This is a genomic window from Tenacibaculum sp. Mcav3-52, from assembly GCF_022347665.1.
GTDB lineage: Bacteria > Bacteroidota > Bacteroidia > Flavobacteriales > Flavobacteriaceae > Polaribacter > Polaribacter mesophilus.
Window position 1 is genome coordinate 408,814 of sequence record NZ_JAKRGE010000003.1, and the last position, 21,639, is coordinate 430,452.

General features: G+C 31.2%; 19 protein-coding genes and 1 pseudogene. 8 read left to right on the top strand and 12 right to left on the bottom strand.

The features are described 5' to 3' along the window. Positions 1-66: 66 nt before the first annotated feature. The 8 genes from MHM83_RS11160 to MHM83_RS11195 form a co-directional block, all read right to left on the bottom strand. Positions 67-3,036, bottom strand: a complete 2,970-nt coding sequence (locus MHM83_RS11160; protein ID WP_239179817.1) for a M16 family metallopeptidase — start codon at positions 3,034-3,036, stop codon at positions 67-69. A gap of 116 nt (positions 3,037-3,152) precedes the next feature. Beyond that, entirely contained in the window at positions 3,153-4,025 is an 873-nt protein-coding gene (sucD, locus tag MHM83_RS11165; RefSeq protein ID WP_047788761.1) for a succinate--CoA ligase subunit alpha, read from the bottom strand. A gap of 74 nt (positions 4,026-4,099) precedes the next feature. Next, positions 4,100-5,020, bottom strand: coding sequence for a UDP-3-O-(3-hydroxymyristoyl)glucosamine N-acyltransferase (locus tag MHM83_RS11170; protein ID WP_239179819.1), 921 nt, complete (start codon positions 5,018-5,020; stop codon positions 4,100-4,102). Positions 5,021-5,059: 39 nt separating this feature from the next. Then, positions 5,060-5,626, bottom strand: coding sequence for an elongation factor P (efp, locus tag MHM83_RS11175; RefSeq protein ID WP_125067518.1), 567 nt, complete (start codon positions 5,624-5,626; stop codon positions 5,060-5,062). A 46-nt stretch (positions 5,627-5,672) separates the two neighbouring features. After that, positions 5,673-6,458, bottom strand: a complete 786-nt coding sequence (gene lpxA, locus MHM83_RS11180) for an acyl-ACP--UDP-N-acetylglucosamine O-acyltransferase (protein ID WP_047788758.1) — start codon at positions 6,456-6,458, stop codon at positions 5,673-5,675. Between the two features lies 1 nt (position 6,459). Further along, positions 6,460-7,851 carry a bifunctional UDP-3-O-[3-hydroxymyristoyl] N-acetylglucosamine deacetylase/3-hydroxyacyl-ACP dehydratase gene (locus MHM83_RS11185; protein WP_239179821.1) on the bottom strand — a complete coding sequence of 464 codons (1,392 nt, stop codon included), beginning with the start codon at positions 7,849-7,851 and terminating at the stop codon, positions 6,460-6,462. Next, the gene (lpxD, locus tag MHM83_RS11190) at positions 7,844-8,884 is read right to left on the bottom strand and encodes a UDP-3-O-(3-hydroxymyristoyl)glucosamine N-acyltransferase (protein ID WP_047788756.1); all 1,041 of its coding nucleotides are present in this window, start codon (positions 8,882-8,884) and stop codon (positions 7,844-7,846) included. Before lpxD ends, MHM83_RS11185 begins: the two co-directional genes overlap by 8 nt. Positions 8,885-8,949: 65 nt before the next feature. Further along, the gene (locus tag MHM83_RS11195; protein WP_239179823.1) at positions 8,950-10,182 is read right to left on the bottom strand and encodes an HD domain-containing protein; all 1,233 of its coding nucleotides are present in this window, start codon (positions 10,180-10,182) and stop codon (positions 8,950-8,952) included. Positions 10,183-10,334: 152 nt separating this feature from the next. Here MHM83_RS11195 and MHM83_RS11200 point away from each other — a divergent pair, with 152 nt between their 5' ends. Genes MHM83_RS11200 through MHM83_RS11215 form a run of 4 tightly spaced genes read left to right on the top strand, consistent with a single transcriptional unit; the run spans position 10,335 to position 13,959 of the window. Next, positions 10,335-11,882: a bifunctional response regulator/alkaline phosphatase family protein gene (locus MHM83_RS11200; RefSeq protein ID WP_239179933.1), complete on the top strand. Its 1,548-nt coding sequence runs from the start codon at positions 10,335-10,337 to the stop codon at positions 11,880-11,882. A 50-nt stretch (positions 11,883-11,932) separates the two neighbouring features. Beyond that, the gene (gene tsaE, locus MHM83_RS11205) at positions 11,933-12,346 is read left to right on the top strand and encodes a tRNA (adenosine(37)-N6)-threonylcarbamoyltransferase complex ATPase subunit type 1 TsaE (protein WP_047788754.1); all 414 of its coding nucleotides are present in this window, start codon (positions 11,933-11,935) and stop codon (positions 12,344-12,346) included. Positions 12,347-12,352: 6 nt separating this feature from the next. Next, on the top strand, positions 12,353-13,549 hold the full coding sequence (locus MHM83_RS11210) for an alanine dehydrogenase (RefSeq protein ID WP_047788753.1): 1,197 nt from the start codon (positions 12,353-12,355) through the stop codon (positions 13,547-13,549). A 38-nt stretch (positions 13,550-13,587) separates the two neighbouring features. After that, complete coding sequence (locus MHM83_RS11215; RefSeq protein WP_167713798.1) at positions 13,588-13,959, top strand: DUF4258 domain-containing protein; 372 nt, start codon at positions 13,588-13,590, stop codon at positions 13,957-13,959. On the opposite strand, the gene MHM83_RS11220 is transcribed toward MHM83_RS11215, so the two are convergent. The 3 genes from MHM83_RS11220 to MHM83_RS11230 are packed head-to-tail and all read right to left on the bottom strand — an operon-like array spanning position 13,956 to position 17,186. Next, complete coding sequence (locus MHM83_RS11220; protein ID WP_239179825.1) at positions 13,956-14,549, bottom strand: YdeI/OmpD-associated family protein; 594 nt, start codon at positions 14,547-14,549, stop codon at positions 13,956-13,958. The genes MHM83_RS11215 and MHM83_RS11220 overlap by 4 nt on opposite strands. Continuing rightward, the gene (locus tag MHM83_RS11225; protein WP_047788750.1) at positions 14,549-14,977 is read right to left on the bottom strand and encodes a VOC family protein; all 429 of its coding nucleotides are present in this window, start codon (positions 14,975-14,977) and stop codon (positions 14,549-14,551) included. The genes MHM83_RS11220 and MHM83_RS11225 overlap by 1 nt, the downstream gene beginning before the upstream one ends. A 13-nt stretch (positions 14,978-14,990) precedes the next feature. Next, a complete protein-coding gene (locus MHM83_RS11230; protein WP_159491039.1) occupies positions 14,991-17,186 on the bottom strand; it encodes a RecQ family ATP-dependent DNA helicase in 2,196 nt (731 codons plus the stop codon). 146 nt (positions 17,187-17,332) lie between these two features. Here MHM83_RS11230 and MHM83_RS11235 point away from each other — a divergent pair, with 146 nt between their 5' ends. The 4 genes and pseudogenes from MHM83_RS11235 to lptB form a co-directional block, all read left to right on the top strand. Next, positions 17,333-18,304 carry a KpsF/GutQ family sugar-phosphate isomerase gene (locus MHM83_RS11235; protein ID WP_047788748.1) on the top strand — a complete coding sequence of 324 codons (972 nt, stop codon included), beginning with the start codon at positions 17,333-17,335 and terminating at the stop codon, positions 18,302-18,304. 1 nt (position 18,305) lies between these two features. Beyond that, positions 18,306-19,127, top strand: coding sequence for a twin-arginine translocase subunit TatC (gene tatC / locus MHM83_RS11240; protein WP_047788747.1), 822 nt, complete (start codon positions 18,306-18,308; stop codon positions 19,125-19,127). Further along, positions 19,102-19,449 (top strand): carboxymuconolactone decarboxylase family protein, encoded by a 348-nt coding sequence (locus MHM83_RS11245; protein WP_239179827.1) that lies wholly within the window; start codon positions 19,102-19,104, stop codon positions 19,447-19,449. The genes tatC and MHM83_RS11245 overlap by 26 nt, the downstream gene beginning before the upstream one ends. A gap of 86 nt (positions 19,450-19,535) precedes the next feature. Further along, positions 19,536-20,264, top strand: a pseudogene (gene lptB / locus MHM83_RS11250) (LPS export ABC transporter ATP-binding protein); the annotation flags it as partial. A 545-nt stretch (positions 20,265-20,809) separates the two neighbouring features. Here the strand turns inward: lptB and MHM83_RS11255 are convergent. Then, on the bottom strand, positions 20,810-21,562 hold the full coding sequence (locus MHM83_RS11255; RefSeq protein WP_172644834.1) for a CDP-alcohol phosphatidyltransferase family protein: 753 nt from the start codon (positions 21,560-21,562) through the stop codon (positions 20,810-20,812). Between the last annotated feature and the right edge of the window lie 77 nt (positions 21,563-21,639).

The window sequence follows — 21,639 nt, forward strand, 5'->3', positions numbered from 1 at the left end:
TAAAAAGAAAATCCTGCTAAAGATTATTTTTTAGCAGGATTTTATATTGATATAAACTTTAATAAATTAAGATTTTATCTTCTTTTCGTTTACATAATTAAATAAATAATCTACATCTAGTTCTTTTATTTTACCTAATTTTTGTAACGACTTAACATCTAAATCTTTTTTATTACCAATCACCATTACGTTGTAAGATTCTCCTTTTACATTTTTATCAAAAAATGTTTTTAAATCTTGCATTTCCATATTTTTAATGGTGTTGTACATTTCTTCTCTATTGTCATTATCAATACCTAACTTTTTTAATCTTTCGTAAGACCAAAAAATGTTTGATTTTGTAATTCTTTGAGCTGCTAACTTCTTAAGTGTAGCTTCTTTAGCTGCATTGAATTGCTTTTCTGCTTCTGGCATGTTATTCATTAAATCCATCATAGCATCTACCGCTTGCTCTAACTTATTTGCCTGAGTACCAACATACGCCATTACATAGTTAGGATCTTCTTTTTTACTAGCATTACTATACGATGCAAATGCTGAATATGCTAACGATTTAGATTCACGTATTTCTTGGAAAACGATTGATGATAATCCACTACCAAAATAGGTGTTGAATAATGTTGAAGCTGCTAAGTTTTCTGGTTTGAATGGTTCTCCTTTAGCTAAAAATAGCATTTCAGTTTGTACCATGTCATAATCAGTATAAAAAACATTTCCACCAGTTTCAGTTTCAGCATATTCTTTAGCAGCAGGATAATCTTTTAACTCTCCTAAAATTTTATGATGATTGTTTAATGCAGCCACAGCATCATCTACATCTTTACCATAATAGAAAATACGTTGCTTGTAATTTTTCATTCCTTTTACAATGTTTACAAGTTCTTCAGGGTCGATAGCTTTTAACTCATCAATTTGCATGATATTTCTTAAACGAGAATTTTCTCCATATTTTCCGTAGCTATATAAACCATTCCAAAGGATATTTTCTTTTTGAGTTTTACCATCTTGACGACCTTTGTAGATTTTCTCAACATACTTATCATACGCATCTTGATCAGCTTTAGCGTTTTCCCATAAATGCTCTAACAATTCTAAACCTTTTGGTAAATTTTCTTTCAATCCACGTAAGCCTACGTAAGTTTTATCATCTTGGGCGCTTACATAATAATCTACTCCTAACTTGTAAAACTCTTTTTTAATTTCTTCAGCAGAATATTTATCTGTTCCTATATACTCTAAGTATCCAGCAGCAAGACTTAATTTTTTATCATTATCTCTACCCATATCAAAAATGATGTTCAAGTCAAATAAGTCATTCTTTTCATTTAAAACATAAGAAACTTTAATATCATTTGCCATTTTAGTTTCTTTTATAGCTGTTTTATAATCGATGAACTTTGGTTGTAAAGGAGCTGATTCAATTTTATTGAACTCCTTTAAAAACTCTGAACTTTTATCTCTATTTAAGTTAACTGGAGTAATTCCTGGGTTTTGAACTTTTACAACATTTTTATCTTCCCCTTTACGTTTATAAGTTACAACATAATTATTCTGATAAAATTTGTTAGCAAAATCTACTAATTCTTGCTTAGAAACCTTTTTTAAATCATCTAAAAATTTCACCTTATCAGACCAATTTTCATGATGAATAAATGCATTAAAATAAGCGCTAGCTAAAGCTGTATTATTCTCATAATGAAGAGTTTGACTTAATTTTAAATCATTTACAACAGCGTCAATCATCCAATCTTCAAACTCTCCTTTCTTTAATTTTTCAATTTGCTCTAATATTAAGTCTTTAACTTCATCTAAAGTTTGTCCTGATTTAGGGTTTCCTATAAAAGAATGGTAACCATAATCATTTAAAAATGTTGGAGAACAACTTGCTCTTTGTACTACTTGCTTTTGATTTAAATTTAAATCTAATAAACCTGCATTACCATTAGCCATAATCATATCACAAAGTGTAACAAACTTTTCTTCTTCAGTGTTTACTCCTTTTGATCTATAAGCAATAGATATTGATTCTGCAGTAGGGCCAAAAACTTCTTTAATAATTGGTTGAGTAATTGGCTCTTCTTTTGGTAATGTTGGGTGAACTAATTCTTTCTTCTCCATTTTACCAAAAGTTTCACTTACTTTTTTAATAGTAGCATCAAAATCTAAATCCCCTACTAATACCACAGCCATATTATTTGGCACATAATACTTATCGAAATAATTATGAATATCAATCATTGAAGGATTTTTCAAGTGTTGACCTGTACCAATTGTAGTTTGCTGACCGTAAGGATGATTAGGAAATAAACCGTCTAACATTGCTGCATAACGCTTTCTAAAATCGTTATCTTGACCTCTGTTAAACTCTTCAAATACAGCTTCTAATTCTGTATGGAATAATCGCAATACTAAAGTACTAAAACGTTCTGCTTCTAAGTCTAACCATTTATTTAATTCGTTTGCAGGTATCTTGTTTTTATAAACAGTCTCTTCAAACCAAGTATGTGCGTTAGTTCCTGTTGCTCCTAAAGATGCAGTCATTTTATCATATTCATTTGCCACAGAATAGTTTGATGCTTCTAAAGAAACCTTATCAATTTCTTGGTAAATTGCTTTCTTTTTTTCTACATCTTCTTCTGTTCTATGTTGTTCATATAAACTAGAAATCTTATCTAAATATTCTTTTTCCTTCTCCCAATCTACTGTACCAATTTTATGAGTTCCTTTAAACACCATATGCTCTAAATAGTGCGCTAAACCTGTAGATTCTTTTGGATCGTAATTTGAACCTGCTCTTACTGCAATGTAGGTTTGAATTTTAGGTTCATCAGTATTTTTACTTAAATATACTTTAAGACCATTGTCTAAAGTATATAAGCGTAAACCTGTGGGGTCGTTAGTAACAGTTTCGTAATTAAAACCGTTGACATCCTGTTTTTGCTCTGTCTTTACCTCTTTTTCTGAAGTAGTCGTTTGCTTACACCCAATAGCAGTAATAAGCAACATGCTAATAAATAGCAACTTAATTGTTTTCATTAATATTTAGTTTTGATTAAATTAAAAAGTCCGTTGAATTTACAAATTCAACGGACTTTAAAATAATTTGTGGTTAAATTTTAACAAAAAATGTTAAAAACTTATTATTTTTAAAGTTATGCTAAAACCTTAGCTACCATTTCTCCAATTTTAGCAGGAGACTCTACAACATGTACTCCATTTTCTGCTAAAATTTTCATTTTTGCTTGCGCTGTATCATCAGCACCACCAACAATAGCACCTGCATGTCCCATTGTTCTACCAGCTGGAGCAGTTTGACCTGCAATAAAACCAACAACTGGTTTACGATTTCCATCAGCCTTAATCCATCGAGCAGCTTCCGCTTCTAAATTACCTCCAATTTCACCAATCATTACAATTGCTTCAGTTTCATCATCATTCATTAATAACTCAACGGCTTCTTTAGTAGTAGTTCCAATAATTGGATCTCCACCAATACCAATAGCTGTAGTAATTCCGTAACCCTGTTTTACAACTTGATCAGCAGCTTCATACGTTAAAGTTCCTGATTTAGAAACAATACCTACTTTACCTTTTTTGAAGATAAATCCTGGCATAATTCCTACTTTAGCTTCTTCTGGAGTAATTACTCCTGGACAGTTAGGTCCTACTAAAGTACAATCTAACTTATCAATGTAAGCTTTTACTTTTACCATGTCAGCAGTAGGAATTCCTTCAGTAATACAAATAATTACTTTAATTCCTGCTTCAGCAGCTTCCATAATAGCATCAGCAGCAAATGCTGGTGGTACAAAAATAATAGAGGTATCAGCTCCTGCTTTTTGTACAGCCTCATCAACTGTATTAAAAACTGGCTTTCCTAAATGCTCTTGACCTCCTTTACCTGGTGTTACACCTCCAACTACGTTTGTTCCGTAATCGATCATTTGGCCAGCGTGGAAAGTTCCTTCGCTACCTGTAAAACCTTGAACTATAATTTTTGAATCTTTATTTACTAAAACACTCATTGGTTTGCTTTTTATTATTTTTTTAAGACAGACAAAAATAACTTTTTAATTGTGTTTTCACAATTAATTTTACGTTACTTTTTTTGTTTATTAGTTTCGTTTTTTAAATAAATTACTTCACGCATTTTTTGACGGTATTCTTTTTGAGGTGTACCAAAATAGACTCCCTTTTTTAAAGATTTCATCACACCTGTTTGTGCCATTAAAACGGTTCCTTTTTCTATAGTTAAGCCACTAACAATTCCTACTTGTCCCCAAATAGTTACTTCATCTTCAATAACAGTACATCCTGCAATACCTGTTTGAGCTGCTATTAAACACTTTTTACCTATTACTGTATCATGACCTATATGAACCTGATTGTCAATTTTTGATCCAGCACCTATTAAAGTATCTCCAGTTACACCCCTATCAATTGTACAAGAAGCTCCTAAATCTACATTATCTTCAAGCACTACTCTACCTCCAGAGATTAATTTATCAAAACCTTCTGGTCTGTTTTTATAATAGAATGCATCTGCTCCTAAAACTGTATTGGCATGGATTGTTACATTATCTCCTATTATACAGTTATTGTTAATTGACACATTTGCATGTATTAAACAATTCTTTCCTATTGTTACGTTTTCTCCTATGAAAACGTTTGGTTGTATAACAGTATTTTCTCCTATAATAGCAGATTCAGCAATACTACTTTTTGAAGCTATAAAAGGATTGAAATGTTTCGTTATTTTATTAAAATCTCTAAAAGGATCTTCAGAGATTAATAATGATTTACCTTCAGGACAATCTACTTTTTTATTTATCAGTATTGTTGTAGCAGCTGAGTTTAATGCTTTATCGTAGTATTTTGGGTGATCTACAAAGACTATATCTCCCTTTTCTACTACATGAATTTCATTAATCCCTGTTATAGAAAAACTACTTTCTCCAACAAATTCTACATTTAATAAAGTAGCAATTTGCTCTAAAGTTTGAGGATGTTTAAATTTCATCTTTAAAAAGAAATTCCCGCCAAAGCGGGAATATTATATTTATTCTTTAATACGTTCTGTATAAGCTCCTTTTTCTGTATCTATTTTTATTTTGTCTCCTTCATTAATAAATAAAGGAACATTAATTCTTGCTCCTGTTTCAACAGTTGCTGGTTTAGTTGCATTTGTTGCAGTATTTCCTTTTACTCCTGGTTCAGTATGGGTTACTTCTAAAATAACATGAGAAGGCATTTCTACTGATAATGGCATTCCATCTTCAGTATTTATTAAAACAGTAACTACTTCTCCTTCTTTCATTAAATCTGGAGCATCTAATACTGATTTTTGAAGTGTAATTTGGTTATAATCTTCCGTATTCATGAAGTGGTATAAATCTCCTTCAGGATATAAATACTGAAATTTATGCGTTTCTACACGAACATCTTCTATTTTATGACCTGCAGAAAAGGTATTGTCTATAACCTTACCTGTAGTAACACTTTTTAATTTTGTACGTACAAAAGCAGGTCCTTTTCCTGGTTTTACATGTAAAAATTCAATGATTTTAAATATATCGTGATTATACTTTATACATAATCCTTTTTTAATATCTGATGTTGTTGCCATTTATTTTGATCTTTATAGTATTGCTCTTTAAGTGCAATTTTAATAATTAATTTGCTTTAAAATATCCTTTCATGATTCCACGATGCGAATCTTTGATAAACTGAATAATCTCATCTCTTTCTGAAGTTGCTTCCATTTCAGCCTCTATAATATCTATAGCCTGAGTATTATTATAATTTTTTTGAAACAATATACGGTAAACGTCTTGAATTTCTCTTATTTTTTCAGTGCTAAATCCTCTTCTTCTTAATCCTACAGAATTGATCCCCACGTATGATAAAGGTTCTCTTGCTGCTTTTACATAAGGAGGAACATCTTTACGTACCAAGGATCCACCTGTTACAAAGGCATGATTACCTACAGAAGCAAATTGATGTACTGCCACCATACCTGCTAACACTACATTATCACCAACAGTTACGTGTCCTGCTAATGTTGAATTATTTGAAAAGATACAATTATCTCCCACTTTACAATCGTGCGCAATATGACAGTAAGCCATTATTAAACAGTTATCACCAATAACTGTTCTCATTCTATCAAGTGTTCCTCTATTAATGGTTACACACTCTCTTATGGTTACATTATCTCCTATTTCTACAGTCGTATCCTCATCATTATACTTTAAATCTTGAGGGATTGCTGAAATTACAGCTCCTGGAAAAATTCGACAATTTTTACCGATGCGTGCACCTTCCATGATAGTTACATTAGAACCTATCCATGTTCCTGATCCAATTTCTACATTTGCATGAATCGTAGTAAAAGGTTCAATAACTACATTTCTAGCTATTTTTGCTTGAGGGTGTACGTACGCAAGTGGTTGATTCATATTATTTTACTTTTGAAATTTGTGCCATAAGCTCTGCTTCACACACCAATTTTCCATTAGCGTATGCATAAGCTTGCATATGAGCAATACCTCTTCTTATTGGAGTTATTAATTCACTTTTAAATATTAATGTATCTCCTGGTAATACTTTTTGCTTGAATTTAACATTATCCATTTTCATGAAGTATGTTAAATAGTTTTCTGGGTCAGGAACTGTATTTAATACTAAAACTCCTCCACATTGTGCCATAGCCTCCACTTGAAGAACTCCTGGCATAACTGGTGCTCCAGGGAAATGTCCAACAAAAAAATTTTCATTCATTGTTACATTTTTCATACCTACCACATGCTTGTCTGATAATTCAATAATTCTATCAATCAATAAAAATGGTGGTCTGTGAGGTAAAATATCCATTATTTTATGGATATCCATTAATGGTGGTTGGTTTAAATCATAGGAAGGAACATTGTTTCTTTTTTCCTTTTTTATGATTTTAGCTAATTTCTTAGCAAAAGTAGTATTTACGGAATGTCCTGGTTTGTTAGCAATTACTTTACCTTTAATTCGAGTACCTGTTAAAGCTAAATCACCAATAACGTCTAACAATTTATGACGTGCAGCTTCATTAGCCCAATGTAATGTTAAGTTGTCTAAAACTCCGTTAGGCTTTACTGTTATGTTGTCTTTATTAAAGGCTTTTTTTAACTTTTCCATTGTACTGTCAGACAACTCTTTGTCAACATAGACAATAGCGTTATTCAAATCTCCACCTTTAATTAAATCATTTTCTAACAACATTTCAATTTCGTGTAAGAAACTAAATGTTCTTGCCGCTGAAATTTCTTCTTTAAAGTCTGAAATTGTATTTAATGTGGCATTTTGAGTACCTAAAATCTTAGTTCCAAAATCTACCATAGTAGTTACTTGGTATTCATCTGAAGGCATTAAAATAATTTCACTTCCTGTTACTTCATCTTTATATGAAATAACTTCTTTTACCACATACTCTTCAATTTCTGCTTCTTGCTCAACAATTCCAGCTTCTTCTAGAGCTTCTATAAAAAATTTAGACGATCCGTCCATTATTGGAGGTTCAGAAGCATTAATTTCAATAAGCAAATTATCGATGTCTAAACCAACAGCAGCAGCTAAAACGTGTTCAGATGTTTGTATTTGAACGCCATTTTTTTCAAGGTTTGTTCCTCTTTGCGTATTTGTTACATAATCAGCTTTTGCTTCTATCACGGGTTCCCCTTCTAAATCTACTCGCTTAAAAGCAAATCCATGATTTTCTGGAGCTGGTTTAAAAACCATTGTAACTTCATTACCAGTGTGCAATCCAACACCTGATAACGTAACTTCGTTTTGTATTGTTTTTTGTTTCTTACTCATTTTTTATTTTTTGAGCATTCAACTCTTTTTCTATTTTATGTATTGTAGTTGCTAATTTTGGTAAGTTTTTAAAGTGTACATATGACTTACTGTAGTCTGAATATCCAAATGCTGGAGAACCTTGTACTACTTCTTCATCTTTTAAACTTTTTCCTATCCCTGATTGGGCTTGGATCTTCACATTGTTTCCAATAGTGATATGACCAACAATACCTACTTGACCTCCAATCATACAGTTTTCTCCTATTTTAGTTGATCCTGCAATCCCTGTTTGAGAAGCTATCACGGTATTTTTACCAATCTCTACATTATGAGCTATCTGAATTTGGTTATCTAATTTTACTCCTTTTCTAATTATTGTAGATCCAAGAGTAGCTCTATCAATAGTTGAATTAGACCCAACATCTACATTATCTTCTATAATAACGTTTCCTATTTGTGGAATTGCTTTATATTCTCCATTTTCATCTGGTACAAATCCAAAACCATCTGCTCCAATAACTGTTCCTGAATGTATCTTACAATTATCACCTACAACGGTTTCAGAGTAAATTTTTACTCCTGCAAAAACAACTGTATTATCACCAATAGTAACATTATCGCCTATATAAGAATTAGGATAAATTTTAACATTATTACCTAAAACCACATTTTCTCCAACATAAGCATAAGCTCCAATGTACTCGTTATCTCCAATAGTAGCTGATTCAGCAATAAAATGAGGATTTTCTCTTCCTTGCTTATTATTCTTTACCTCATTGTAAAACTCCAAAAGTTTTGAAAATGCTTTATACGCATCTTCTACTTTAATCAAAGTAGTTTCTATTTCCTTTTCAGGAATAAAACTTTTATTTACAATAGCTACCGATGCTTTGGTTGTATATATGTATGAGTTATATTTTGGGTTTGATAAAAAGGTTAAAGAACCTTGCTTGCCTTCTTCTATCTTAGAAAGTGTGGATACTTCAGCTCCTGGATTTCCATCAATCTCTCCTTCTAAAATATCGGCTATTTGTTTTGCTGTAAATTTCATTATCTGCAAAAGTAATTATTTTTGTTCAAATACTTCTTGATTAGAGTTTGTTTCTAAGTATTCACCTACTTTATTTTCTTAGGATAGCAGAGGTAAAATTTTACTACAGGTTTTGTTAATGCTTTAAGATTTAGCTGATCAGAAGCTTTTGCTATGTCTTTTAACTTCCCTTTTTTTGTATAAATTTTAATTGGTTTCTTTGTATTGTATGCTTGATGTTTTATTTCATTTGAAAAAACAAAATATTCGAGCTCTTGTTCACTTAAGTCTACAAGTTTTCTGAGCTTTCTACGCCTCTTTTCAATATACTCCTCAGTAAATGGTTTTTCCTGAATTTCAATCTTTAACAAACTTCTGTCTATAATTTTTGTTGCTAATGTAGATAATATAAAGTCTTCATGATTCTTCCATTCTTTTATTGCTGATAAAACATCATAATCGTCTAACTCTGAAAATATTTCTAATGTTGTATTTGAGAAATTTTCTTTATTTATCGGATTATACAAGAAATACTTGAGTGCTCTACTAGAAGGTAACTCTACTCCTTTTGTTGCTAACTCCTTTGCTCTCTTTAATATGCTTACCAAAAGGTTTTCAGCCACTAAACCTGTTTTATGTAGATAAACTTGCCAATACATTAGGCGTCGCGCAATAACAAATTTTTCTACCGAATAAATTCCTTTTTGTTCAATAACCAATTCATTATCCACCACATTCATCATTGCTATTAAACGATCTGATGAAATATTTCCTTCTGCTACTCCAGTAAAAAAACTATCTCTTTTTAAATAATCCAATCTGTCAATATCTAATTGACTTGATATTAATTGGTATAAAAACTTACGTGGGTGTTTCCCTTCAAATACTTGAATAGCTAAACTTAACTTCCCATCAAACTCATCATTCAAGACTTTCATAAATTTTAATGAAATTTCTTCGTGAGTTATTCCATTCACAATGCTATGCTCTAAGGCATGTGAGTATGCTCCATGACCTATATCATGTAACAAAATAGCTATATACAAAGCATTTGCTTCTTCTTCTGAAATTTCAACGTTCTTCATTCGCAATACATGTACAGCTTTTTGCATTAAATGCATGCAGCCTATTGCGTGATGAAAACGTGTATGATTCGCTCCAGGATATACTAAGTTTGATAAGCCCATTTGTGTTACTCTACGTAGCCTTTGAAAATATGGGTGCTCAATAATATCAAATATTAGAGAATTTGGTATGGAGATAAATCCATAAATAGGATCGTTAATTATCTTTAATTTGTTGGTTTTTGATTTCTTCAAAATATATAAATCCTTGAATTTTAAACAAAAAAATCATAATTTATCTACAAAACCAAATTAACCAGCGTTTAATTAACGTATTTTTAGCTTTTAAAAACACAACAAAACAGCTTTTAGGCGTTATTTAGGTAGTAAATAAATTGAAAATTATGATGAGAAACATACATATTCTTTGGGTAGATGATGAAATAGATTTATTAAAACCACATATACTTTTTTTAGAAAAAAAAGATTACAAAGTTACAACCTGCACCAATGGTACAGACGCTATTGACTTGGTTAGTGAAAATAATTTTGATATTGTTTTTTTAGATGAAAACATGCCAGGTATTACTGGATTAGAAGCACTTTCAGAAATCAAACAGAAGAATACAAACCTTCCTATTGTTATGATTACTAAAAGTGAAGAAGAGTATCTTATGGAAGAAGCTATTGGTTCAAAAATTGCTGATTACTTAATCAAGCCAGTAAACCCAAATCAAATACTATTGAGTTTAAAAAAGAATTTAGATCACTCTCGCTTAGTTTCAGAAAAAACAACATCAAGTTACCAACAAGAATTTAGAAAAATTTCGATGGATTTAGCTATGGTTAATTCTTATGAGGAATGGGCTGAACTTTATAAAAAATTAGTTCATTGGGAACTTGAGCTAGAAAACATCAACGACACGGGGATGTTAGAGATTTTAGAATCTCAGAAATCTGAAGCCAACTCACAATTTTTTAAGTTCATTAAAAAGCATTACCAACATTGGTTAACAGGAGATGATAAACCCACATTTTCGCACACTTTATTTAAAGATTATATAGTCCCTAATTTATCCAAAAGCCAAGGAGTTTTATGGGTAGTGATTGATAACCTCCGTTATGACCAATACAGAGTTTTAGAACCTTTTATTAATAATTATTTCAAGAAAGAAGAAGAACATTCTTATTATAGTATATTACCTACAGCTACTCAATATGCACGTAATGCTATATTTTCTGGATTAATGCCTTCTGAAATGGAAAAAAGACATCCAGACTATTGGAAAAACGATATTGATGAAGGGGGTAAAAATTTATTTGAGGCTAATTTTTTAGATGAACAAATAAAACGTTTGGGTCTAAATATTACACATGAATATTACAAAATAGTTTCTTTAAAAAGTGGGAAGGACTTAGCTGACAGCTACAATGGAACACGACAAAATGATCTTACTACTGTAGTTTATAACTTTGTTGATATGCTTTCGCATGCCAAAACTGAAATGGAAGTTATTAAAGAACTTGCTGGTGATGATAAAGCGTATCGTTCTTTAACAGTGAGCTGGTTTAAAAACTCGCCTCTTTATGAGATTATTCAAAAAGCACAAAAATTAGGACAAAAGTTAATAATTACAACCGATCATGGTACTATAAATTGTAAACATCCTACCAAAGTTATTGGTGATAAAAACATCAGTTCTAACTTACGATATAAAACTGGTAGAAGTTTGAGCTATGAAGATAAAGATGTATATGCGGTTAAAAACCCAAAAGATATTTTCTTACCCTCAATAGCTATTAATAGCCCTTTTATATTTACAAAAGAAGATTTGTTTTTTGCTTATCCAAACAATTATAATCACTTTGTAAAGTATTATAAAAATACTTATCAACATGGAGGAGTTTCACTCGAAGAAATGATTATTCCTTGTGCTGTTTATAATCCAAAATAGTGAAAAAGTAAATTTTATTAACAAACATTACTTCATTATTTTTGCTACTTATGAACAGAAATTATTCACTTAGCGAGTTGACAGCTGTAGCTAAAGAAATCATTGCTACTTCCCAACATAAAATATTACTTTTTTATGGAGAAATGGGAGTTGGTAAAACGACATTAATTAAAGAAATATGTAAAGTTTTGGGTGTAGAAGACATTGCCCATTCTCCTACTTTTTCTTTGGTCAACGAGTATAAAACAAACTCAAACGAAACAGTATATCATTTTGATTTTTACCGTATTGAATACGAAGAAGAAGCTTATGATATGGGGGTTGAAGACTATTTATACAGCAATAACTGGTGTTTAGTTGAATGGCCTGAAAATGTTAAAAATTTACTACCTTTAGATACTGTTTCAATATCAATTAGCTTGCTAGAAAACGGGCAACGAAACATTCAATTAAAAACTAACTAAATTTAGATGGGTTCTATTTCACCTTTTACCAAAGAGCAGTTAATGCCACAAACCGAAATGCTTGAAATTAAAAAGCAGAAAGGAGATTTATTTATAGGGTTACCAAAAGAAACTCATTTTGAAGAAAAAAGAATTAGTTTATCTCCTGATGCTGTTGCTGCATTAGTAGCTCACGGACATAGAATTGTAATTGAAACTGGTGCTGGTGAAGGAGCTAATTATAGTGACCAAGAATATTCTGATGCTGGTGCAAAAATATCCTACGATATCAAAGAAGCTTTTGCTTGTAATATTGTACTAAAAGTAGAACCACCGTCTTTAGAAGAAATTCAGATGTTAAACCCTCAAACGGTTTTAATTTCTGCTCTACAATTAAAAACACAAAACAAAAAATACTTTGAAGCTCTTGCTAAAAAAAGAGTAACAGCAATTGCTTTTGACTATATTAAAGATGAACACGGTGTATTTCCTATAGTAAAATCACTAAGTGAAATTGCCGGAATTGCCTCTATGCACATTGCAGCTGAGCTTATGACTGCTTCTAATGGAGGAAATGGTTTATTACTAGGAAATATAGGAGGAGTTCCTCCAACTGATGTAGTTATTTTAGGTGCAGGAACTGTTGGAGAATTTGCAGCCAAAACAGCAATTGGACTGGGTGCAAGAGTTAAAGTTTTTGACAACTCAATAACAAAACTTCGCAATTTACAATCATGTGTACAAGCACCTATTTATACGTCAACAATTCAGCCTAAAACCCTACAAAAAGCTTTAATGCGCTGTGATGTAGCTATAGGAGCTATTAGAGGAAAAGACCGCTCTCCTGTGGTTGTTACTGAAGAAATGATTGAACAAATGAAAGATGGTGCTGTTATTGTTGATGTTAGCATTGATAGAGGTGGCTGTTTTGAAACTTCTCAAGTTACCACACATAGTAAACCTACTTTTTCTAACCATGGGGTAATACATTATTGTGTGCCTAATATTCCTTCTAGATATTCTAGAACAGCTTCTGTATCTATTAGTAATATTTTCACTCCTTACCTCCTAGAAATAGCTGAAGAAGGAGGTTTTGAAAATGCGGCTCGCTTTGATAAAAGTTTACGTAATGGCATGTATTTTTACCATGGAATCTTAACTAATAAAACTGTAGCTGACTGGTTTGACCTTCCTTATAGAGATATTAATTTATTGATTTTATAGTTCAATTTTACTTACTTTTGCACTTCAATTTTTAAATTATGCAGTGGTTAAAACGTGTTGGTTATTATTTAATAGGGATTGCCTTAGGTAGTTTAGTCGTTCTTTTTATTTGGAAAGGTAAAGATGTTTCTTTCGATTATGGAATGGATGCTCGTACTTTAAAGACTATTAGAATAAAAAAGCGTTTGTTTTCTGATAACGCTCAGCAAATATTAGCTACTTCAAAGATTGATACTACTACCATTTTTACTATTTTAAATAATGGAGATGTAGATTTTGGAAAAAGTAAACCTCGTTTAAAACCTTGTGCAGAGTACTTTATAACTGGAAAAGATAGCTTAAGTCACATTGACTTATATGTTATACGCTGTGATTCAACTGCTACAATTGATAAGATTACAATTAACTAACAATTTCTATACTTATCATACAGTCCTATACCTTTTAGTATCATCGGAATTATTTTTTCAAGCCGTTTTTCTTTGGTCGCTACTCTTTTTGCTTCAGAAATATAATTGATAAACTCTCTTTGCTTACTCAAAGTAAACTCGTTAAAAGTTTCCTTTAACCTATCGTTTTTATCCAATTCTAACTGTAATTCTTTAGGGATAATTATGGGTTTAGTATTCTTTTTCGCTTTTAATTCTCTTCCTTCTTCAGAGTTTTTAATAGCTTCTAATACATATTGTTTAATAAGTATGGTATCAATCTCACCCAATTCATTAAATCTCCATTGACGCATTGCTTGTGTTTTTCCTTCTTGAGCATTTACCAATACTTTTTCTTTATCAACTAAAAAACTCCCCTGAAAAAACCATAAACCACAATAGTTTTTAAAAGCAGATAATCCTACTATATTTTTTCCTTTATGTACATAAACAGGTGCTCCCCATTTAATAGTTTCTTCAACAGGAAGATCCATAAAAACAGAACGCAAGAGATTTAACTCTTGCGTCCAATTATTTTTATCTAATATATATTGTGTTACTTTAGGGTTCATTACGCTATTTGTTCTTCTAAAGACACCATCCAATTTACACCATACTTATCTTTTAACATTCCAAACTTACCTCCCCAAAAAGCTTCTTCAAAAGGCATCATAACAAAAGCCCCGTCAGAAGAAAGTCCATTAAAAATAGCAACTGCTTCATCTTCGTCTTCAGTATTTATACTTACTGCAAAGTTATTTCCTTTTGTAAACGCTTCTTTTTCATTTAAAAAATCAGACCCCATAATAGAGAAACCTCCTGCTTCTACAGTACAATGCATTGTTAATTCCATTGCTTCTTCAGGAATGTTTTTACAAACTTCTTCTGGAGCATCTTTAAATTGCATCAACATTGTCATTTCACCACCTAAAACATCCGCATAAAAAGTCATTGCTTCTTTGCAGTTTCCGTTAAAATGTAAGTAAGTACTTGCTTGCATATTGTTAAGTTTTTTAGTTAGCTATTTCACTGGTAAATTTAATACGCATTAATCGTAATTCATCATCATCATAATCTCCATCAAACTCATCCAAGGCTTCTTGAATTTTATCTGTCTCAGCTTCCATAAAATAATCATGAATTTCTTCCTGCTGATCCTCATCAAGTAAGTCATCTACTGCATAATCAATATTAAGTTTAGTTCCCGAAAACACAATAGCTTCCATCTCCTTTATTAATTCAGACATTTCTAAACCTTTAGACTTAGCAATATCTTCTAAAGGCAATTTTCTATCTGTATTTTGAATGATGTATAACTTTAATCCAGAATTAACTCCAGTACTTTTAACTATTAAATCATCAGGACGCATAATATCGTTGTCTTCCACATATTTTGAAATAAGCGCAACGAAATCTTTACCATATTTTTTAGCTTTCCCCTCACCAACACCATGAACCTTTGCAAGTTCATCTAATGTTACAGGGTATTTTAATGCCATATCATCTAAAGATGGGTCTTGAAAAACCGCAAAAGGAGGAACTCCTAAACGTTTTCCTACTTTCTTTCTTAAATCTTTTAGCATTACTACCAATTTATCATCTACTCCTCCTGCTGATTTTTCATTGGTTATAATAGTCCCATCATCTGCTGTTTTATAAACGTGATTTTCTGTCATCATAAATGATGATGGATTTTTTATAAACTCTTTACCTTCTTTTGTTAATTTTAGAACTCCATACTGTTCTATTTCTTTCTTGATTAAATCTGCAACTAGAACTTGACGAATTAAAGCCATCCAGTAATGATTATCTTTAGCTTTACCAATACCAAAAAAAGATTGATCGTTTGTTTTATGAGATTTTAACAATGCATTTTCTTTACCAATAATTGTGTTTACAATTTCTTTTGGTTTATACATTTCACTAGTATCTCTAATAACAGATAATAAAGTTACTACTTCATCTTTAGCTTCGTGCTTCTTCTTAGGATTTCGCATATTATCATCCATATCAGCGCCTTCTCCATTTACTTCATCAAATTCTTCTCCAAAATAATGCAGTAAATACTTACGTCTGTTCATTGATGTTTCAGCGTACCCTACAACTTCTTGTAATAGAGCATGTCCAACTTCTTGTTCGGCAACAGGCTTGTTCGCCATAAACTTCTCAAGCTTTTCGATATCCTTGTACGAATAAAAAGTTAAACAATAACCTTCTCCTCCATCACGTCCTGCTCTACCAGTTTCTTGATAATAACTCTCTAAACTTTTAGGAATGTCGTGGTGTATTACAAAACGAACATCTGGTTTGTCAATTCCCATACCAAAAGCAATCGTAGCTACTACAACATCACAATCTTCCATTAAGAACATGTCTTGATGCTTTACACGTGTTTTTGCGTCTAAACCTGCATGGTAAGGAACAGCATTAATTCCGTTAACTTGTAAAATTTGCGCTATTTCTTCCACTTTTTTACGACTCAAACAGTAAATAATACCTGATTTTCCTAGTCGTTGTTTTATAAAGCGAATAATGTCTTTTTCTACATCTTTAGTCTTAGGTCTAACTTCGTAGAATAAATTTGATCTGTTGAAAGATGCTTTAAACACATTTGCATCTGACATTCCAAGAGTTTTAAGAATGTCTTCTTGTACTTTCTCTGTTGCAGTTGCAGTTAAACCAATAATTGGTACATTATCAATCTGTTTAATAATATTTCTCAGATTTCTATACTCAGGTCTAAAGTCATGTCCCCATTCAGATATACAGTGCGCTTCATCAATAGCTACAAATGATATTTTTTGTCTTCTTAAAAACTCAGCGTACTCTTCTTTAATTAAAGATTCAGGAGCTACGTACAATAACTTGGTAATTCCCGATTCAATATCTGATTTTACTTGTGCAATCTCCGATTTGTTCAACGAAGAATTTAACACATGGGCTATTCCATGATTTTCAGAAATACCCCTAATGGCATCTACTTGGTTTTTCATTAAAGCAATTAATGGCGATACCACAATTGCTGTACCTTCCTTCATTAAGGCAGGTAATTGATAACATAGCGACTTACCACCCCCAGTTGGCATAATAACAAATGTGTTTTTATTCTCTAACACACTGTTAACTACATCTTCTTGTAGCCCTTTAAACTGGTTAAATCCGAAGATTTTTTTTAATGATCCATATAAATCCGTCTGCTCTTTATTCATCTTCTAATATCAAAAATTAAAAACGAGAACTAATTTACAAAAATTCCCAACAATACATAACGTAAACTTTCTTTTTATTAAAAAAGATTTTCTTCTCAAATTATTCCTATTTTTACACTTTAAAATATATTTAAAACTTTTTTAACTTGAAAGACGCAAACGCTATTCTCTCAACCGCAAAAGAAACTATCCTTTTAGAAAGTAATGCTATTGCTAATTTAGCAAATTTATTAAATAGCTCGTTTACGGACGCTGTTAATTTTATATTTAATTCAAAAGGTCGTGTTATTGTAACTGGTATTGGAAAAAGTGCCAATATTGCAACTAAAATGGTCGCTACTTTTAACTCAACAGGTACACCTGCTGTTTTTATGCACGCTGCTGATGCTATACATGGTGATTTAGGTAACGTACAGGATAACGATGTAGTTATTTGTATTTCTAAAAGTGGAAATACTCCTGAGATAAAAGTCTTAGTACCTTTAATTAAAAACTATAACAACAAAATTATCGCTATAACAGGGAATCCTGACTCTTTCTTAGGAAAAAATGCTGACTTCCTTTTAAATTCTTTTGTTGAAAAAGAAGCTTGTCCTAATAACTTAGCTCCAACAACTAGCACAACAGCTCAGTTAGTTTTAGGAGATGCTTTAGCTGTATGCTTATTAGAATTAAGAGGTTTTTCAAGTAGTGATTTTGCAAAATATCATCCTGGAGGTGCTTTAGGCAAGCGGTTATACTTAAGAGTTTCTGACCTTATTAAAAATAACGAATTACCTAAGGTAAAAAGTATCGACAAAGTTACCCAAGTAATTGTAGAAATTTCTGAAAAACGTCTAGGTGTGACTGCTGTTGTTGATACTAATAATAAAATTACAGGAATTATTACTGATGGAGATATTCGTAGAATGTTAAGTAAAACGACAAAGATAGATGAACTTACCGCTGCTGATATTATGAGTACATCACCAAAAACAATTGATGCAGATGCTATGGCTGTTGAAGCTCTAGACACGTTAGAAAACAATAATATCACTCAAATTTTAGTTACTGACATTAATAACAATTATGTAGGTGTAGTTCACTTACACGATTTAATTAAAGAAGGAATATTTTAAGATGGCAGAAAAAGAAATGTCTTTTTTAGACCATCTTGAAGAGCTAAGATGGCATTTAGTAAGAAGTTTTGTAGCTATTTTTATTGTTGCAATTGTAATTTTTGCAAACATTAATTTTGTTTTTAACGAGATACTTTTAGCTCATCTAAAACCCGATTTTGCAACCTATCAATTCTTTTGTAAAGTATTTTCTTCTATTGGAATTGACAGTAGCTTTTGTACAATAAAATTCAAACAAACACTACAAGCTTTAAACCCTACTCAACAATTAATGACAGGGATTTGGTCTTCTCTAATTTTAGGTTTTGTAGTTGCATTTCCTTATATTTTATGGGAATTTTGGCGATTTATAGCTCCTGGTTTACACGAAAGTGAAAAGAAAAAATCAAAAGGATTTATTTTTACTTCTTCTTTTCTATTCTTCCTAGGTATTTTGTTTAGCTATTATGTTATTTTACCTATGTCTGTATACTTCTTTTATAATTTTGAAATATCAGACGCCATACAAAATAATTTTAAATTAGAAGCCTATATTGGTCTTATTACTAACACATTATTAGGCGTAGCTATATTTTTTGAACTTCCTGTAGTTATTTTCTTTCTTTCTAAGATAGGATTGATTACACCAGATTTTTTAAGAAAATATCGTAAGCACGCCTTAGTAGTGGTGTTGGTATTATCTGCAATTATTACACCTCCAGATGTGGCTAGCCAAATAATAGTATCAGTTCCTATTATGATCTTATATGAGATGAGTATATATGTATCAAAATTTGTCATAAAAAAACAACAAAAAAATGTCACAAAAAATCCAAGAGTTTAACGACTATCGTGCTAAAATGAACGAAAAGATTTTAGCTTCAGATAATAAAGTAATCAAACGTATTTTTAATTTAGATACTAACGCATACACAGAAGGACATCTTCCCGTAAAAACAAAAGAACTTTTAGGCTTAGTAGCTTCTGCTGTATTACGTTGTGATGACTGTATTGCTTACCATTTAGAAACAGCATATAAAAATGGTGTAACAAAAGAGGAAATGATGGAAACCATGAGCATTGCTACATTAGTAGGCGGTACTATTGTTATTCCTCATTTAAGAAGAGCTGTAGAGTTTTGGGAAGCTTTAGAAAACGAAGCTTAATTTATGTATAAATTGATTTAAGAAGTTTTTAAGAAACAGTTTTGTTACTTTTATTCTTTAATCAATTCTATTTTCAACAAAAATAAATGAAGTTAAGAGCAAACAACATACAAAAGGTATACGGTAGTAGAAAAGTAGTTAAAGGAATTTCTTTAGAGGTTGAGCAAGGTGAAATTATTGGATTATTAGGTCCTAACGGAGCTGGTAAAACAACCTCTTTTTATATGATAGTAGGAATGATTAAACCTAATGATGGTCATATTTTTTTAGATGATGAAGAAATTACTACCGATGCTATGTACAAACGTTCTCAAAAAGGAATTGGTTATTTAGCACAAGAAGCTTCTGTTTTTAGAAAACTTTCAGTGGAAGATAATATTATGTCAGTTCTTGAATTTACTGACAGAACTAAAGCTGAAAGAAAACAACGTTTAGAAGAGCTAATTGATGAATTTAGTTTAGGACATGTACGTAAAAACCGTGGTGATTTGTTATCTGGTGGCGAGCGTCGTAGAACAGAAATAGCACGTTGTTTAGCTTCTGACCCTAAATTCATTTTATTAGATGAGCCTTTTGCTGGTGTAGATCCTATTGCGGTGGAAGATATTCAAGGAATTGTAGCACAGCTGAAAAATAAAAATATTGGTATTTTAATTACCGATCATGATGTACAAGCAACATTGGCAATCACAGATAGAACTTACTTAATGTATAATGGAGGTATTTTAAAAGAAGGAACTCCTGAAGAACTGGCTGAAGACGAAACTGTTCGTAGAGTATATCTTGGAAAGGATTTTGAGCTTAAAAAGAAGAAATTTGATAATCAAGCTGTAACACAAAATCATTTTATAATTGAAAACGCAAAAGAAGAAGATATCTTCTCTTCTTTCTCAGAAGCATACCGCACTCATAATTTAAAAGAAGGTTTTAAACTATATAGAAAAAAAGGAAATGTTAATTCATTTCTTGTAGTACCTGCCGATAATATGAGCTTTGTTGATTTCTGTAATCTTTCAATTGATATAAAAGGCTTAGAGGTGAAAGGAAACATTAAAGTTTCTGATCATGGCTATAAAAAAATAGCTAATTATAATGATTGGTGCAACTTTGAAATAAACGCTGATAAAATTATATTAACCAATAGAAATAACGAAAGCTGGGATGTGTATAAAAAAGGAGAGTTATCAAAAAACAAACTTATAAGTAAAGTCTTTGTTGAAGATAAAATATCTTTAGACAATTACCATTTTATAAGTAATATTTTTAAAACTTAAAAAGACACCTAAAACAACTTTCAAAAACAAAAAAGCACGTTGATTTATAACGTGCTTTTTTGTTTTATTTAAAAGGGTAACTAATTCTATTTTAAAGAAAGCTTTTTGTCTGAATTATTTACTATAGATAGTATTACATAAGAAAGAATAATCATTGGAATTGCTACTATTTTTAGCGTTACAATTAATATAACCGACAAAGTTAAAAACACATACTTAATCACATTATCTTTAAAATAAAAGTTTTTAAACTTTAAAGAGAATAACGGAATTTCAGCATTCATTAGGTACGTAAATAGTATTGTAATTAATATCAAAAAGTATTGATTTTCAATAAAACCTATTAAAAACGATTCTTTATCAAATTGAGCTATTAATGGCAATGAAATCACAAATAAACTCATTGCTGGTGTCGGCACACCTATAAAACTATCAGATTGACGCTCATCAATATTAAACTTCGCTAAACGATATCCAGCTCCCAGTGTTAACAATAATCCTAAATATGGTAAGTTACTACCTGTTGCTCCGTATTCATCAACTCCAAAATATCCAACAGCATCTATGTCTAAAGCATTCACCAACATTTGCATCATTACAATTCCCGGTACTACCCCACTCGTTACCATATCTGCTAAACTATCTAACTGTTTTCCTAATTCACCCTGTACCTTTAACATACGAGCGGCAAATCCATCAAAAAAATCAAAAAGTATCCCTAGCATTACCAAAATTGCTGTAGCAAAAAAATCACCTTTTATAGCAAAAATAGTAGCAATAGTACCACATAACAGGTTTCCTAAAGTTAATAAATTAGGGATATATTTTTTAATATTCATAGTATTCATAATTTACAGCTAAAATAAGAAATCATTCAATGGTTTTTACATTTTAGCTATTTTTTGTCATCTTTGTT